The sequence below is a fragment of the Streptomyces acidiscabies genome, assembly GCF_020010905.1.
Classification (GTDB): domain Bacteria; phylum Actinomycetota; class Actinomycetes; order Streptomycetales; family Streptomycetaceae; genus Streptomyces; species Streptomyces acidiscabies.
In genome coordinates, this window is sequence record NZ_JAGJBY010000002.1 from 3,887,650 (window position 1) to 3,902,790 (window position 15,141).

The following is a 15,141-nucleotide window of genomic DNA, read 5'->3' on the forward strand; positions in this document are numbered from 1 at the left end:
CTCGAAGGTTCCAGGTACGTAATCGGGGGGTGGTTACTCTCCTGACGGTGCTGTCTGGGGGGTGCCCAAGGCCACCGGGGTTCCGAAGTTCGGTGTGCCGTCCGTGTTCCACGTGAACTTCTGTGCCCGTGTCGAGCGGTTCATGTCGCAGCCGCCGCCCGCTGAGCTGTTGGCGTGGTAGACCATCCAGTCCTCCGTGCCGTCCGGGGACTTGAAGAAGCCGTTGTGGCCCGGGCCGTAGACGCCGTTGGCGTTGGAGCGTTGGAAGACCGGGTTGGGGGACTTCGTCCAGGAGGACGAGTTGAGGGGGTCGCCGCCGGTGTAAGTGAGCATGCCCAGCTTGTAGTCCGGTGTGGAGCAGTGGCTCGCCGAGTAGACGATGAACGTCCTGCCGTTGCGCTGGAGGACTTCCGCGCCCTCGTTGACCGCGCCGCCGACCGTCTCCCAGCTGTAGGTCGACGTCGAGAGGATGCGTCGAGTGCCGCTCGCTGTCCACGGGTTGGAGAGCGGACGGATGAACATGGGCTGCGAGCCGTTGTAGAACGTGCCCAACAGGTAGAGCTGGCCGTTGAGTTGGAGGATGCCCGGGTCCAACTCCCAGGTGTTGTCCTGGGACGGGTCCAGGAGGTCCGCCTTGAACGTGTACGGGCCCATCGGGTCGAGACCCGCGCTCTCCAGGACGTGGATGCGCTGTGTGCCGAGGTCGAACGGCTCACGTCCGGCCGTGTAGTAGAAGTACCAGCGCTGGCCGTTCGGCCCGTTGAGGAGATGGAACTCCGGCGCCCACATCGTGCCGGCGCCGTTCGGCCGGGTCAGGTTGAAAACGACCTGGTCCGAGGCGGTCGCGAGCCCCGCGAGGGTCGGCGACTTGCGCATGGTGATCGTGGAGTTCCACGTCGTCGTCGCCAGGTAGTAGTTGCCGTTGTAGTACGTCATCCACGGGTCGGGCCCCTGCTGCTTCAGCGGATTCGTGAAGGTCCCCGGCGTGGACCCACCCCCGCTGAAGCCGGGCAGCCGCCACACCCTCCCGCCCGTCGAACTGCACGGCAACTGCACGAGGTTGGTGTTCGACGCCGACGAACCCCCGCTCGGCGCCACGCACTTCCCCGACCCGACGGACACGAGGGTGAACGTCTTGTCCGTCCCGCTCACCGCGACCGGCGCCAACCGCCACTGCTGGTTGGTCCCGCCATGGCACGGCCACTGGATGACGGCCGCGTCGTCGGCGCTGGACGCCCCGTACACGTCGACGCACTGCCCGGACTGCGCGGTCACGGTGTAGACGTCACTCGTCCCGGCGACCGGCGTGTAGGTGAAACTCTGATTGGCACCGGACGAGCAGGAGAACGCCCGCAACTGCGTCCCGTTGGCCGTCGAACTTCCCGGCAGATCCAGGCAGTTGCCACCGTTCTGGTTGACGCCCGTCGAGGTGAACGCCACGGCGGCGGACGCGGACTGCGGCGCCACGAGGAAGGCGACCGCGAGCGCGAACAGGGCGAGGAGCACCCGGGATCTGGTCATGGTCCGTACACCTTCGCTTCGAGAAGACCGACCGAACTGCTGCCGGTACCGGTCAACAGCACCCGCAGCCGACTGGTGTTCGTGGCGGTGAACGCCACATGGTTGTACTGGTCCTTCGCGAGCGTGTACGCACTCGCCCCCGGCACATCGACGTACGAACTCCCGTTCCAGTACTGGAGTCTCCAGGCCGACGGCATGTCGATGCCTTGGTCGTCGTCGAAGAAGTACACGTCCGCCGAGCTGACCGTCCGCGCGGCCGGCCACGTCAACTCGGCCCACTGCTGGCCGGTCTCGGGCCAAGTCCCCCAGCGTGGATTCACCGTGTCGTTCGACGACGGCGGATCGACCCCGTCGTTGACGGCCGCGACGCTCTCCCACGACGACGTGTACGACGCCGAAGCGGTCGCCGACAGCGCCTGGTTGGACGGCGGTTGGACGCCACCCCGGTTGAACACCTTCACCTCGGTGAGCCCGGTCCTCGCCCCGGACGCGTTGGTCGCGAGCACCCGGACCCGCTGCGCGCTCACCGCCGGGAACGTCACGAGGTTGTAGTTGGCGCGCGGCACCGAGGGACTCTTCGTCTGACTCGGCACGTCCACCCACGAACTCCCGTTCCAGTACTGGATGGTGTACGCCGACGGCGCCCGGTACGTCGTACTGGCCGGGCGGCTGTCCTTGAAGTACAGGCGCACCTCGTTGAGCGTGCGGGACGTCCCGAGGTTCAGCTCGTACCAGTCCTGCGCGTTCGGGGAACCGCCCGCACCCCAGAAGGGTTCGTTGGTCGGATACCCGTCGACGGCACCGGACGTCGCGCTGCCGGAACCGGTGTAGGAGGCCGAAGTCGTCGCGCCCGAGGCGAGGTTGGTGAGGTCGGCGGTCAGGTCGACGCCCGCCTTCGCGAGCATGTCGGTCATGCGGGGACTGTCCTGGACGACCTGGTTCGGCGCCTTCAGCCCGGCAACCGCCGTGTGATAGCTGACCGTTCCGCTCGTCGTCACGTCACCCGTCGCCGGGTCCCACGTGAACGGCACCAGTGAGTTCACGGTCGCCACCCGGCTCCCGTTGATGAAGATCGAGTACCCCTCGGGGACCCCGGGATAGCGCACGACACCGTCGGACGGGTCGTCCCACACGATCGTCAAGTCGGCACCCCGGTAACGGACGTTGTTGACCGTGAAGTGCGACCAGCCGATATCGATCGGCGACAGCTCCACCTTCGCGTCGTTGCGCGGACGCAGACCCGCCGCGTCCTCGATGACCGTCCAGTTGCTGCTGCCCAGGATGTTGTGGTGGATCCAGGAACGGTAGGTGATCGCGCTCCCGTTCCAGTCCGCCCAGAACTCGTTGGCGTCCGGCCACTGCGTGTTGCCGTTGACGTACTGCGCCCACGTGTTCCAGTACAGGAGCTTCTTGTAATCCGTCGCGCTCATCCAGGAGTTGGGGTAGTTGCGCAGGACGGACGAGTAGAGCCTGAACTGCACCGTGGAGTTGATGGTCGAGAAGTTGTTGGAGCCCGGCTGGCCCGCGTCGGCCGCCGCCTGCTTGTCGACCTGGTTCGCGGTGTAGAACGGGAACACCGGGTACTGCGCGGGGTCGTCGAACAGACGCAGCGCCTGCCGGTAGGTCGCCGTGTTGGGGACCGCGCCGACCGAGAACGGGTAGTAGTTGTTGATCTCCTTCCATGGCACCCACTCGTTGGTGGACTTCAGCCGGTGCTCGAAGAGTTGGCGGTTCGGGTTCCACAGGACGTTGACGATGGCGTCCTTGATCTGGTTCGCCAGCGTCCGCATCTCCGCCGCCTTGGCGGTGTTCCCGGTCGCGTCGTACGCCTGCGCCGCCGCCAGCGCGCCGCTGTACTGGTACGCGGACTCGGCGCGGTCCATATTGCCGGGCTTCCAGTGGAAGGACACGGCGTCCGCGTCGTTGCCGGTCAGCGCACCCCAGTCGTACTCGATGAGCTTGTTGTTGTCGTGGTCGTAGTAGGCGAGTTGGCCCTTCACGTCGCCCTCGGCGTAGTGCGCGAGGTTCGCCGCGATACCGGGCTGGCCGCCGTGGAGCTGGTAACTGCGCCACGCCGCCTCGGCGATGTACTGCGTGTAGCTGTTGGACCAGTTCTCCGGGTCGCCCGGGTTGTCCAAGAAGCGTCCGCCCTTGGAGACTTGGCCGACGCTCAGCCAGTCGCCGTACGAATACGCCGGGTCCCGCAGGTACTTGAGGTCGTCGATGTGCATCGGCTGGGTCAGCGCGATCGCGTTGTTGTAGCCGAGGACACCCTCGGTCGACGTCGGGAACTGGAAGGTCTGGCCCGGGATGTCGGCGTCCAGGTTGTTGAAGCGCATCAGCCACCAGCGGTAGTAGATGTTTTTCTTGATCGCCGGTTCGGGTACGTCGATGTAGGGCACGTTCTTCGCCCACCACTGGTTGTAGGCGCGCACGTGCGTCGCGAACGCGGTGTCCGGGGTGTATCCGGCGTACGCGGTGTACTCGGTCAGCGAGGCCGGGATCTCGTCGGTGACGAAACCCATCACGACCTTCACGGTCACCGTCGCCCCGGCCGCGACCGTCACCGAGCGGTTCAGGCCGCCGCTGGAGACGGTGAACCCGTCGCCGGTCAGGCGGGGTCTGATCGTCGTGAGGTTGTTGTACGCGTTGACCTGGCCCGTGAGTTCACTCCCGCTGCCGGTCGTCGCGTACGGCGAGGTCGCGCGGAGTTGGAGCGTCGTCGACGCGGTGCCGTTGTTCCTGATCGCGAGGTTCGTCACGGCGACGTCGTTGTCCGTGATGAACTTGGTCTGCGTCACCGTCGTCGAGCCGCCGGTGTGCACGCTCTTCCAGTAACTCGGCGCCTGCCAGCGCTGGTTGACCTGTTCGGTGAACGTGCCCGGGGTGATCGCGACCGTGTAGGCGTTGTTGTCGCTGATGCTCTCCCAGTACGCGACCTGCCCGCCGAAACCGAGCACGCCCGGGTTGTGGGTCTTCATGAACAGGGCCCGGCCCCGGCTCATCAGCCAAGGCCCCGCCGGGTCGTCGCCGGAGCGGGCGAGCAGGCGGTCCATCCAGAAGTCGGTGCCCGAACTCTCCGCGTCGTACACGGACTTCATCATGTCGCCGGTCGTGTAGCCGACCGGCGGGTTCGGGATCGCGGGCCCGTTGAAGGTGGGGAAACCGATCGTCTGCGCCGCGTGGGCCGGGGGCGCGGTGAGGAACGGACAGAGCGTGAGCAGTAACGCGAGAAGCAGGGCGTGCGGTCTTCTCATCGGAGGCTCCCTGGGTGGGGGTGACGAGAGGCACGGAAAAGAACCTAAAAGGTTTTCGCAAAGTAGGAGCGAGCTGATGAGGTGTCAAGGCATCGCGGATGAAGCGGAGTTCGGGAGCCGTCGAACCCCGGATCACCACCGGCCCGGCGTCACGACAGGGGCGCCGTCGACCCCCTGATCACGACCCGGCATCGCACCGTCTCCACCCCCGACCGCCGCGCCCCCTCGATCGCCCCCGACAGCGCGTGCGCCGCCGCCCTCCCCACCTGCTCCAGATTCATGTCCACGCTCGTCAACGGCGGACGCGAAGCCGCCGTCAGCACCTGCCAGTTGTCGAACCCCATCACCGACACGTCCTCCGGCACCCGCCGCCCCCGCTCCCGCAACACGTCGATGACCCCCCGGGCGATCTGATCGCTCCCGCACAACACCGCGTCGACCTCGGGGTGTTGGTCGAGGAGCAGCACGGTCGCCGCCCGCCCCCACCCCTCCGACCAGGCCCCGAACCGGGGTTCACCGACCAGGTCGAGCCCGGCGTCCGCGAGCGCGGACCGCGCCCCCGTCACCCGGTCGTGCGCGGCGGCGTACCCGGGGTCGCCGGTGATGTGCGCGATCCGGGTCCGGCCGCAGGCCAGCAGATGGGAGACGGCGATCCGGCCGGCGTCCACGTTGTCCGGGACCAGCGACAGATCCTCGGGGTCCTCCGAGGGCGCGTACGCGTACACCACCGGCACCGGCAGGTTCCGGCCGAGCGACGGACGCGGATCGGTACGGCTCCCGACGACGATCAGCCCGTCCACCCGGCGCCCCAACAGGGCCCGTACGTGGTGCTGTTCACGGATCGAGTCGCCCCGCGCGTCGCACAGGAACACCGCGACCTCGCCCGCGCCGAACGCGTCCTCCGCGCCCATCAGGATCGGGATGCTGAACCGGCCCTCCAGGTCGCTGGTGAGCAGACCGACCGTGCCCGAACGGCCCTCCAGCAGGCCCCGGGCGAGCTGGTTGGGCCGGAACGCGAGCCGCTCCGCCGCCTCGATGACCCGCTGCCGGGTCTCCGCGCGGACCTGGCTGCGCCCGTTGAGCGCCTTGGACGCGGTCGCGATGGACACCCCCGCCAGCCGGGCGACGTCACCGAGGGTCGAGGGCTGCGAACGAGCGGGGCCTGGGGCCGGGGTCATGTGGTTCTCCTTCTCGCGTCGCGTGCGTAAACGGTACGCGAGTTGTTTTCGGCAAGGTGGGCGCACCGGCGTATCCACAGGTTTCGGCGTACGAGCAAGAACCGTGTCTTACAGGGGGATTGACGAGCCATCAGGTCCGTCCTAGCTTTCTGAAAGCCTTTTCGGTTCGTTTCCGCGGGACTGGGGGATCGACATGAGGAGCACCACCAGACGGGTCGCCAGTGGGGCCGTGGCGCTCCTGGCCGCCGCGAGCCTCGCCACGGCCTGCGGATCGTCGGGCGGCGGCGGCGGGGGAGGAGGCAAGTCGTCGGGTGACGTCGACGACGGCGCGAAACTCACGATGTGGACGCGCGCCGCGACCCGCCCGCAGAGCGAGGCCCTGGTCAAGGCGTACAACGACAGCCACAAGAACAAGGTCGAGCTGACCGTCGTCCCCACCGACGACTACCAGGCCAAGGTCGGCGCGGCGGCCGGCTCGCGCGAACTGCCCGACCTGTTCGCCTCGGACGTCGTGTTCGTGCCCAACTACACGTCCAGCGGCCTGTTCGCGGACCTCACCTCCCGCATCGACGCCCTCCCCTTCGCGTCCAAGCTCGCGCAGTCGCACATCAAGGCCGGGACGCACGACGGCAAGAAGTACGTCGTCCCGCACACCCTCGACCTCTCCGTCCTCTTCTACAACAAGTCCCTTTACAAACAGGCGAAGTTGGACCCGGAGAAGCCACCCACCACCCTCGCTGAATGGGACCAACAGGCGCGCGCGGTCAACGCGTTGGGCGGCGGAGTCAACGGCACCTTCTTCGGCGGGAACTGCGGCGGCTGCGGCGTCTTCACCTGGTGGCCGTCCATCTGGGCCGCCGGACAAGAGGTGTTGAACGACGACGGCACCGCCGCCACCCTCGACTCGCCGGCCGCGAAGAAGGTGTACGACGTCTACCGCGGCTGGGTGAAGGACGGCATCCTCGCGCCCGGCGCCAAGGAGGAGACCGGCACGACCTGGACCGGCGTCTTCCCCAAGGGCAAGGTCGGCGTCATGCCGATGCCCTCGACGACCCTCGGCCTGATGCCGAAGAACCTCGACCTCGGCGTCGCCCCCATCCCCGGACCCGACGGCGGCAAGTCCACGTTCGTCGGCGGGGACGCCATCGGCATCGCCGCCACCAGCAAGAACGCCGACCAAGCGTGGAACTTCCTCGCCTGGTCCCTCGGCGACGACGCGCAGGTGAACGTAGTCGCCGCGCACAAGGACGTCGTCGCGCGCACCGACCTCGCGTCCAACAAGTTCTCGGCCGCCGATCCGCGCCTGGTCACCGTCAACCAGCTGGTGGCGGACGGCCGTACGCCCTACGCCCTCAAGTTCGGGCAGACCTTCAACGACCCCAACGGGCCCTGGCTGAAGCTCATGCGGGACGCCGTGTTCGGGGACGGGTCCGGCATCGACAAGGACAACAAGGAGGTCTCCGCGTCGCTGGCCGACTGAGCCGTGAGCCCAGGGCGGGCGTCGCTCCCCACCGGGTGCCGTACGCCGGCCGTCATCGGAGGATCTCCATGCAGGTCAAGGCAGTTGAGCGGACGGTGACCCCGCCGCCGTCCGTCTCTCCCGGCCCACCCCGCCCCCGCCGCTGGTGGCGCACCCGCACCGCGCAGGGCATCGGGTACGCCACCCCCACCGCCCTCTTCGTCGCCGTCTTCTTCGTCCTCCCGCTCGTCCTCGTCGCCCAAATGTCCCTCAGCGACTGGCCGTTGCTCGCGGGAGACCGGGGCGGCAACGCTCCCGAGAACTACACCGACGTCACCGGCGGCTCCCTCTTCTGGCCCGCCGTCCGCTTCACCCTCCTCTACACGGCCCTCGTCACCGTCGTCCTCCTCGGACTCGCCCTGCTCCTCGCCCTGTTGGTGCAGGAGTCCCGCCCCGGCGCCGGGTTCTTCCGCACGGTCTACTTCCTGCCCGGCGCCCTCGGACTCACCTCCGCGTCCCTCCTCTTCTGGGGCCTCTACAGCCCCAACACCGGCCCCCTCAGCAGGACTTTGGAGAAACTCGGCCTCGTCGACGACCCCGTCTCCTTCCTCGGCTCGCCCACGGCCGCCCTCTGGTCGACGGTGTTCCTCGTCGTGTGGAAGTTCGCCGGGTTCTACATGCTCATCCTGCTCGTCGGACTCCAGCGCATCCCGCACGAGTTGTACGAGGCGGCCCGCATGGACGGCGCGAGCCGCTCCCAGATCTTCCGCTCGATCACCCTGCCGCTCCTGCGCCCCTCGCTGGCCCTGTCGTTACTGCTCTGCGTCACCGGATCGCTGCTGGCCTTCGACCAGTTCTTCGTCCTGACCAAGGGCGGACCGGACAACAGCACAGTGACAGTGGTCCAGTTGATCTACCGCGAGGCGTTCCAGCGCCTCAACCTCGGTACGGCGGCGGCCCTTTCGATCATCGTGCTGGCCGCTCTGCTCCTGCTGAACGCCCTCCAGTTCCGGGGGCTGCGAAGGGAGGACTCGTGAAAGGGACGCGCACGCCGTACTACGTCGTCACCGGCGGCCTCGCCGTCATCTTCCTGTTCCCGCTGCTCTGGAACACCTGGGCGTCGGTGAGCCCCCAGCCCGGTACCGCCCAGGAGTCCGGGTACGGCCTCGGCAACTACCGCACTCTCCTCGACTACGACGCCGGGCTGTGGCAGTACTTCCTCAACAGCACCGTCGTGTCCGTCCTCACGGTCGTCCTCACCCTCGGGGTCTCGCTGCTCGGCGGATACGCCTTCGCCCGCTTCCGGTTCCCCGGCAAGAACCTGCTCTTCCTGGTGACACTGGCGATCCTGATGGTGCCGTACGCGACCCTGCTCATCCCGCTGTACGTCCTCCTCGGCCGCCTCCACCTCCAGAACTCGCTGATCGGGCTGAGTCTGGTGCTCGCGATGTTCCAACTCCCCTTCGCCACCTTCATGATGAGGATCTCCTTCGAGTCGGTGCCGCGTGAGCTGGAGGAGTCGGCGCTGGTCGACGGGTGCGGGACGGCGGGGGCGCTGCGCCGGATCCTGCTGCCCGCCGTACGGCCGGGGCTCATCACCGTCGGACTCTTCGCGTTCCTCGCCGCCTGGAACGACTTCATCGCCCCGCTGATCCTCATCTCCGACAGCGCGAAGGCGCCGTTGCCGCTCGCCGTCGCGAATCTGCGCCAGCAGAGCATGGGGGCGGTGGACTACGGCGCCACCGAGGCGGGGGTCGTGGTGCTCGCGGTGCCGTGTCTGCTGCTGTTCCTGTTGCTGCAACGGCATTACGTGCGGGGGTTCATGTCGGGCGCGCTCAAGGGCTGAGCGCGTCAGGAGGCCGCGCACCTTCAGCCCTGTGCACCTGCACCCCTGTCGCACGGCACAGCCAACTCCGCACGGCACAGGCAACTTTCCCCTGGTTCCGACGACCGGAAGGCTTGAACTGGTGACGGACAACATGGCGGGCCCCCTCGCGACGCCGGTCGTACCCGGCCGGGGCCGGCTGCGGCCCCTCGGGCTCGGCGAGGTCAGGATCACTGGCGGGTTCTGGGCCGGGCGCAGGCGGACCAACGCGACCGCCACCCTCGACCACTGCCGGTACTGGATGGAACGCGTCGGCTGGATCGGCAACTTCCGCGCCGCCGCCGAGGGCCGCATCCGACACGACCGCAGGGGACGGGAGTTCGCCGACTCCGATGTCTACAAACTCCTGGAGGCCATGGCCTGGGACGGCGACCGCGACCCCGAGATCGCCGCCCTCACCGAGGCCGTCGCGCTCGCCCAGGAACCCGACGGCTACCTCGGCACCGCGTACGGCCGCCCCGGCCAGCAGCCCCGCTACAGCGACCTCGCCTGGGGCCACGAGCTGTACTGCTACGGCCACTTGATCCAGGCCGGGGTCGCCCAGACCCGGGCGCGCGGCGAGGGCGAACTCGCGAAGATCGCCCGCCGGGCCGCCGACCACGTCTGCACGACCTTCGGCGCCGGTGCGAACGACGGCATCTGCGGCCACCCCGAGATCGAGACCGCCCTCGTCGAACTCTTCCGCGCGACCGGCGAACAGCGCTACCTCGACCAGGCCGCCCTGTTCATCGAACGCCGGGGTCAACACACCCTGGCCGACGGCGAGTTCGGCCGCGCCTACTTCCAGGACGACGTACCCGTCCGCGAGGCGACCGTCTTCCGGGGCCACGCCGTACGGGCCCTCTACCTCGCCGCCGGCGCCGTAGACGTAGCTGTAGAAACCGGTGACGACGAGTTGCTCGCGGCCGTCGAACGGCAGTGGGAGGCCACCGTCGCCCGCCGCACCTACCTCACCGGCGGCATGGGCTCCCACCACCGCGACGAAGCATTCGGCGACGACCACGTCCTGCCCCCCGACCGCGCCTACTCCGAGACCTGCGCCGGAGTCGCCTCCACCATGCTCGCCTGGCGCCTCCTCCTCGCCACCGGTAACCCCCGCTACGCCGACCTCGCCGAACGCACTCTCTTCAACGTCGTCGCCACCTCCCCCTCCCCGGACGGCCGCTCCTTCTTCTACGCCAACACCCTCCACCGCCGCACCCGGGGCACGGTCCCCGCCCCCGACACGGAGAGCCCCCGCGCCCAATCCAGCCTGCGCGCCCCCTGGTTCGCGGTCTCCTGCTGCCCCACGAACGTCGCCCGCACCCTCGCCGCCCTCCCCACCCAGCTCGCCACCACCGACGCCCACGGCATCCAACTCCACCAGTACGCCGACGCGGAGATCACCACCGGCCCGTATGCCCTGCGCATCCGCACGGACTACCCCTACGACGGCACGGTCACCGTCACCGTCGACCGCACCCCCGCCCACCCCTGGACCCTCTCCCTCCGCGTCCCCGCCTGGGCGCGGGGCACCGCCGCCTGGCTCACCGACTCCACGGGAACCCGCCGACCGGTCACCCCGGGCACAGCCACCGTGACCCGCGCCTTCCGCCCCGGCGACGAGATCACACTGACCCTGCCGGTGACCCCCCGCTGGATCACCCCCGACCCCCGCATCGACGCCGTACGCGGGACGGTCGCCGTACAGCGCGGCCCGGTCGTGTACTGCGCGGAGTCCACCGACCTCCCCGGCGACCGGAACGTGGACGCCGTACAGATCACCCCGGACGGCCCCTTGGAGGACGGCCCCGGCGGGACGGTCGTAGCCCCCGGCGCGACCACGACGCCGCCGGCCGACGACTGGCCGTACCACCCACGAGACGAAACACGACCCGCACCCGCCCCCCAGCCGACCGGCATCGTTCTCGTGCCCTACCACTCGTGGGCGAACCGGGGGCCGTCGACGATGAGGGTGTGGCTGCCGGTGGAAGGGTGACTCACACGACCGGCCACAGCGCGGCCGTCAACCCGAACCCCGCGAACCCCATCACCGTCGTCAACACCGTCCACGTACGCAGCCCGGACGCGACGTCCAGGCCCGCGAGGCGGGTGAACATCCAGTAGCCGGCGTCGTTGATGTGGGAGAGGGTGAGGGCGCCGGCGCCCATCGAGAGGGCTACCAGGGAGAGTTGGCCGGTGGAGAGGTCGGCGCGTTCGAGGAGGGGGGTCAGGATGCCGGCCGTTGTGATCAAGGCGACTGTTGCCGAGCCCTGGGCCGCTCGTAGGGCGAGGGCCGTGAAGAAGGCGAGGAACAGGGCCGGGAGGCCGGTGCGTTCGAGGGTGTCGGCTATCGCGTCGCCGATGCCGCTCGCTACCAGGACCTTGCCGAAGACGCCGCCCGCCCCGGCGACCAGGATGACCATCGCCACCGGCGGGAGCGCCGAGCCCATCACCTCCGCGATTCTGGACCGGTCCCAGCCGCGCCGGGCGCCCAACAGCCAACCGCACAGGGCGACATCGATGAGCAGCGCGACCATCGGCGCGCCCAGGACGGTGAGGACGGCCCGCGGCGTCGACCCCTCGGCGAGGGCGTTCTCGCCGATCGTGCCGAGGAGGATCAGGAGGATGGGGGTGACGATGAGGGCGAGGACCATGCCGAAGGAGGGCGGTCGTACGTCGGTCTCTACGGGAGAGGGTTTGGTGAGTACGGCGGTGCCGTGACCGTCACCGGCGCCTGTAGCGGGTGAAACCCCCTCAGGATCAGCCGAGTTGACCTCCGCCCGCACCGTCGGGTCCATCGGATACTCCCGCCGCGTCATCCGCCGCGACACGAAGTACCCCAGCACCACCACGGCCGCCGTCACCGGTATCCCCATCAGCAGCACTAGCCCCTGACTCGCCCCGATCGCCTCGATCCCGGCGACGGCACCCGGGTGCGGCGGCAGGAACGCGTGGACGGTCAGCATCGCCGCGCCCATCGGCAGCGCGTACACCAGCAACGGCTTGCCGGACGCCCGCGCGACCCCGTACGCGATCGGCATCAGGATGATGAGCCCGACCTCGAAGAAGACGGGGATGCCGAGGACGAACCCGGCGACGGTGAGCGCGAACGGGGTGCGCCGGGAGCCGAAACGGTCGATGAGGGAGTGGGCGAACGCGTGGGCGCCGCCGGAGAGTTCGATGATGCGGCCGATCATCGCGCCGAGAGCGATGATGGTCGCGATGTGCCCGAGAGTCGCGCCCATCCCCTCCTCGATGGTCTTCACGAGGTCGGCGGCGGGCACCCCGGCCACGAGAGCGACGCCGATACTGACGACGACCAGCGCGACGAACGGCTGGACCTTGCCCCACAGGATCAGCAGGAGCAGCAGCCCGACCCCGGCCGCCGCGATGCCGAGCAGCGCGCCGTGGCTCACCGGCCGGTCCCTTCCGCAGCCGGCGACGGGGACAGGACGGTGACGACCGTCGAGTCGTCGCGCGCCCCCAACCCGGCCTGCTCGCCCAGGAGATAGAGCTGTTCGGCGGCTGCCGCGAGCGGTACGGGTACGTGCGCGTCGCGCGCGACCCCGGTCACGATCCCCATGTCCTTGACGAAGATGTCGAGCCGCGACTTGACCTCGGGTTCGCCGGAACCGTCGTACAACTGGACCATGCGCGGCCCCCGGTCGGCGAACATGAAGGAACCGGCGGCCCCTTGACTCAGGCTCTCGACGACGGTCGCGGGGTCGAGCCCGAGCCCGCGCGCGAGGGCGATCGCCTCGGCGGCAGCGGCGATGTGCACCCCGGCGAGCAGCTGGTTGACGGCCTTCATCGCCTGCCCGTCCCCGGGCCGCGCACCCACCAACGTGAGTGTGGACGCGAGCCGTTCGAGCACCGGCCGGGCCGTCTTGAGCGCGGTCTCCTCGGCGCCCACGACGATCAGCAGATCCCCGGCCCCGGCCCGCACGGGCCCACCGCTCACCGGCGCGTCGACCGTCAACACCCCACGCTCCGCGAGTCGTTGGGCCGTCGACCGAGCCGCCTCGGGCCCGACGGTACTGGTGAGGACGACGACGGCTCCCGCCCGCAACGCCTCCACCGCCCCCGCCGTCCCGAACAGCGCGCCCTCCACCTGGAGTTGGTCGCGTACGGCGACGAGGACCACCTCGGCGCCCTGTACGGCCTCGGCGGGTGACGCGGCGTCATGTGCACCCTCGGCGGCGAGAGTTGCCCGGCGCGAGGCGTCGATGTCGTAGACGGAGAGGGGGAGTTCGGTGGCGAGGCGGCGGGCCATGGGCAACCCCATGGCACCCAGGCCGAGGACAGCGGTACGGGGCAGGGCGGACATCATCGTCCTCTCTGAAGGCGGCCGTGGAGGCAGCCAGGATTGGGGGGGGCAGCCAGGATGGGGGAGTCGAGCCCCCGATCAGTGAAGGTCTTTAAAAAAAAGGGGGGAGTTACCGCAGCAGCGCGACCGCGTCGGCCAACGCCTCGTCGTCCCCGACGTTCCCCGCGAACACGACGTACGGAATCCCGGCGGCGGGCCCCTCCACCGGCTCCCACAGCGAGACGATCCCCGGCAGCAGCGTCCCGCGTGCCCACGCACGGCGGATCCCGAGCCCGTCGGTCGCCGTGTCGCTGGAGGTGATCCCGCCCTTGGCGACCACGAACCCCGGTCGGCGAAGGGCGGTGACCCGGCGGACGGTCTCGACCAGCGCGGCCGAGACCCGGCGCGAGATCGCGAGGCAGGCGTCCGCGTCCGCACCGGTGACCAGCGTGCGGGACGTACGGATCACGACGTCCGACGAGCCCATCCCCGCAGCGGCGGCCGACGCGATCTCGGCGACATGCGCGTCCCGCCGGTCGTCGTCGAGCAGCGCGGCCACGTCGAGTTCGTACTCGGCGACCCCGCCCCGCTCCCGGAGCCGGTCCAACTGCCGTGTGGTCAGGGAGACATGGGAGCCGACGACGATCAACCCGTGCCGTCCCGCCTCCCGTATCCCGCTCAACTCGCCCCGAGTCAGCGGCGGTCGGCCCTCCTGACCCGCGCGGGCCCGCACGAACGACGGCCCCACCCGGTACAGCAACCGCGTGTCTTTCGCCTCGGTCGCCGCGACCGCGAGGACGCGCAGATCGTCGTCGCACACCGCGTCCACGACGGCCGTACGGCCACCCCGCAGCGAGCCCAACAGGCGGGCGGTGTGGGCCGGTCCGCCGCCGCGCAGGTCGTCGAGGGTGATCCGGAGGACCTCGTCGGAGCGCACCCGGCCGCCCGTCTTCTCCTCGACCCAGTCGGGCAGGAAGGAGCTGCGGTACCCGAACGTCGCGTCGCGCGCGAACTCGCTTTCTCCGACGGGGAGTAGGCCGTCCGGCGTACGCATCCAGTGCCGGGAGTCGACGGTCAGCCGCCCAGCCTCGATGTAGGCCGGGACCAGCACGACGCCGTCGACGTCCGCCAACTCCTCGGCGAGCACGTCGGTTTCGAGCGGGAAGTGTCCCCGCAGCGTCGAGTCACCCCGGCTCGCGAGGACGCACGCGACCCCCTCGGCCGCCGACGCCTCCCGCAGGGCGCGCACCACCTCGCGGTTGCGCTCGGCCGCCGAACCGGCGGACAGGCTACGGGTGTTGGTGAGGACGAAGAACGCGGACGTGCCCTGACGCAGCGCCCAGCGCAGGTCGTCGACCGTCCAGGAGGTGAGGACGGGGACACCGGCGACGGTCTGGGTGCCGGTCGGGTCGTCGTCGAGGACGACCAGACGGGGCGCGCCGTACAACCGGGCGGCGACGTCGGCGGCGCCGACCTCGCGGACCGGGGGGAGACCGGCGAGGACGGTGGTTTCGGGGATGTGCGAAGGCATGAGAAGGCAGCCTCTCTTCCTC

Annotated in this window: 10 protein-coding genes; 4 read left to right on the forward strand and 6 right to left on the reverse strand. The window is 69.6% G+C overall.

Annotated elements, in window-relative coordinates; genetic code table 11:
• Window positions 1-33: 33 nt before the first annotated feature.
• From J8M50_RS43545 to J8M50_RS43555, 3 genes are all read right to left on the reverse strand, one after another.
• Window positions 34-1,521 carry a family 43 glycosylhydrolase gene (locus J8M50_RS43545; RefSeq protein ID WP_010356967.1) on the reverse strand — a complete coding sequence of 496 codons (1,488 nt, stop codon included), beginning with the start codon at window positions 1,519-1,521 and terminating at the stop codon, window positions 34-36.
• The gene (locus tag J8M50_RS43550) at window positions 1,518-4,778 is read right to left on the reverse strand and encodes a discoidin domain-containing protein (RefSeq protein ID WP_010356968.1); all 3,261 of its coding nucleotides are present in this window, start codon (window positions 4,776-4,778) and stop codon (window positions 1,518-1,520) included. Before J8M50_RS43550 ends, J8M50_RS43545 begins: the two co-directional genes overlap by 4 nt.
• Before the next feature lie 149 nt (window positions 4,779-4,927).
• Window positions 4,928-5,956 carry a LacI family DNA-binding transcriptional regulator gene (locus tag J8M50_RS43555; protein ID WP_010356969.1) on the reverse strand — a complete coding sequence of 343 codons (1,029 nt, stop codon included), beginning with the start codon at window positions 5,954-5,956 and terminating at the stop codon, window positions 4,928-4,930.
• A gap of 193 nt (window positions 5,957-6,149) precedes the next feature.
• Here J8M50_RS43555 and J8M50_RS43560 point away from each other — a divergent pair, with 193 nt between their 5' ends.
• The 4 genes from J8M50_RS43560 (at window position 6,150) to J8M50_RS43575 (ending at window position 11,278) form a co-directional block, all read left to right on the forward strand.
• Entirely contained in the window at window positions 6,150-7,436 is a 1,287-nt protein-coding gene (locus J8M50_RS43560; RefSeq protein WP_029184275.1) for an ABC transporter substrate-binding protein, read from the forward strand.
• 68 nt (window positions 7,437-7,504) lie between these two features.
• Window positions 7,505-8,452, forward strand: a complete 948-nt coding sequence (locus tag J8M50_RS43565) for a carbohydrate ABC transporter permease (protein WP_010356972.1) — start codon at window positions 7,505-7,507, stop codon at window positions 8,450-8,452.
• On the forward strand, window positions 8,449-9,261 hold the full coding sequence (locus tag J8M50_RS43570) for a carbohydrate ABC transporter permease (RefSeq protein ID WP_010356973.1): 813 nt from the start codon (window positions 8,449-8,451) through the stop codon (window positions 9,259-9,261). Before J8M50_RS43565 ends, J8M50_RS43570 begins: the two co-directional genes overlap by 4 nt.
• A 133-nt stretch (window positions 9,262-9,394) precedes the next feature.
• Complete coding sequence (locus J8M50_RS43575; RefSeq protein ID WP_040837573.1) at window positions 9,395-11,278, forward strand: glycoside hydrolase family 127 protein; 1,884 nt, start codon at window positions 9,395-9,397, stop codon at window positions 11,276-11,278.
• 1 nt (window position 11,279) lies between these two features.
• Here J8M50_RS43575 and J8M50_RS43580 read toward each other — a convergent pair whose 3' ends face one another.
• From J8M50_RS43580 to J8M50_RS43590, 3 genes are all read right to left on the reverse strand, one after another.
• Entirely contained in the window at window positions 11,280-12,698 is a 1,419-nt protein-coding gene (locus J8M50_RS43580; protein ID WP_010356976.1) for a GntP family transporter, read from the reverse strand.
• Window positions 12,695-13,612, reverse strand: a complete 918-nt coding sequence (locus J8M50_RS43585; RefSeq protein WP_223786431.1) for an NAD(P)-dependent oxidoreductase — start codon at window positions 13,610-13,612, stop codon at window positions 12,695-12,697. The genes J8M50_RS43580 and J8M50_RS43585 overlap by 4 nt, the downstream gene beginning before the upstream one ends.
• A gap of 106 nt (window positions 13,613-13,718) precedes the next feature.
• The gene (locus tag J8M50_RS43590; protein WP_010356978.1) at window positions 13,719-15,119 is read right to left on the reverse strand and encodes a four-carbon acid sugar kinase family protein; all 1,401 of its coding nucleotides are present in this window, start codon (window positions 15,117-15,119) and stop codon (window positions 13,719-13,721) included.
• Window positions 15,120-15,141: the final 22 nt, after the last annotated feature.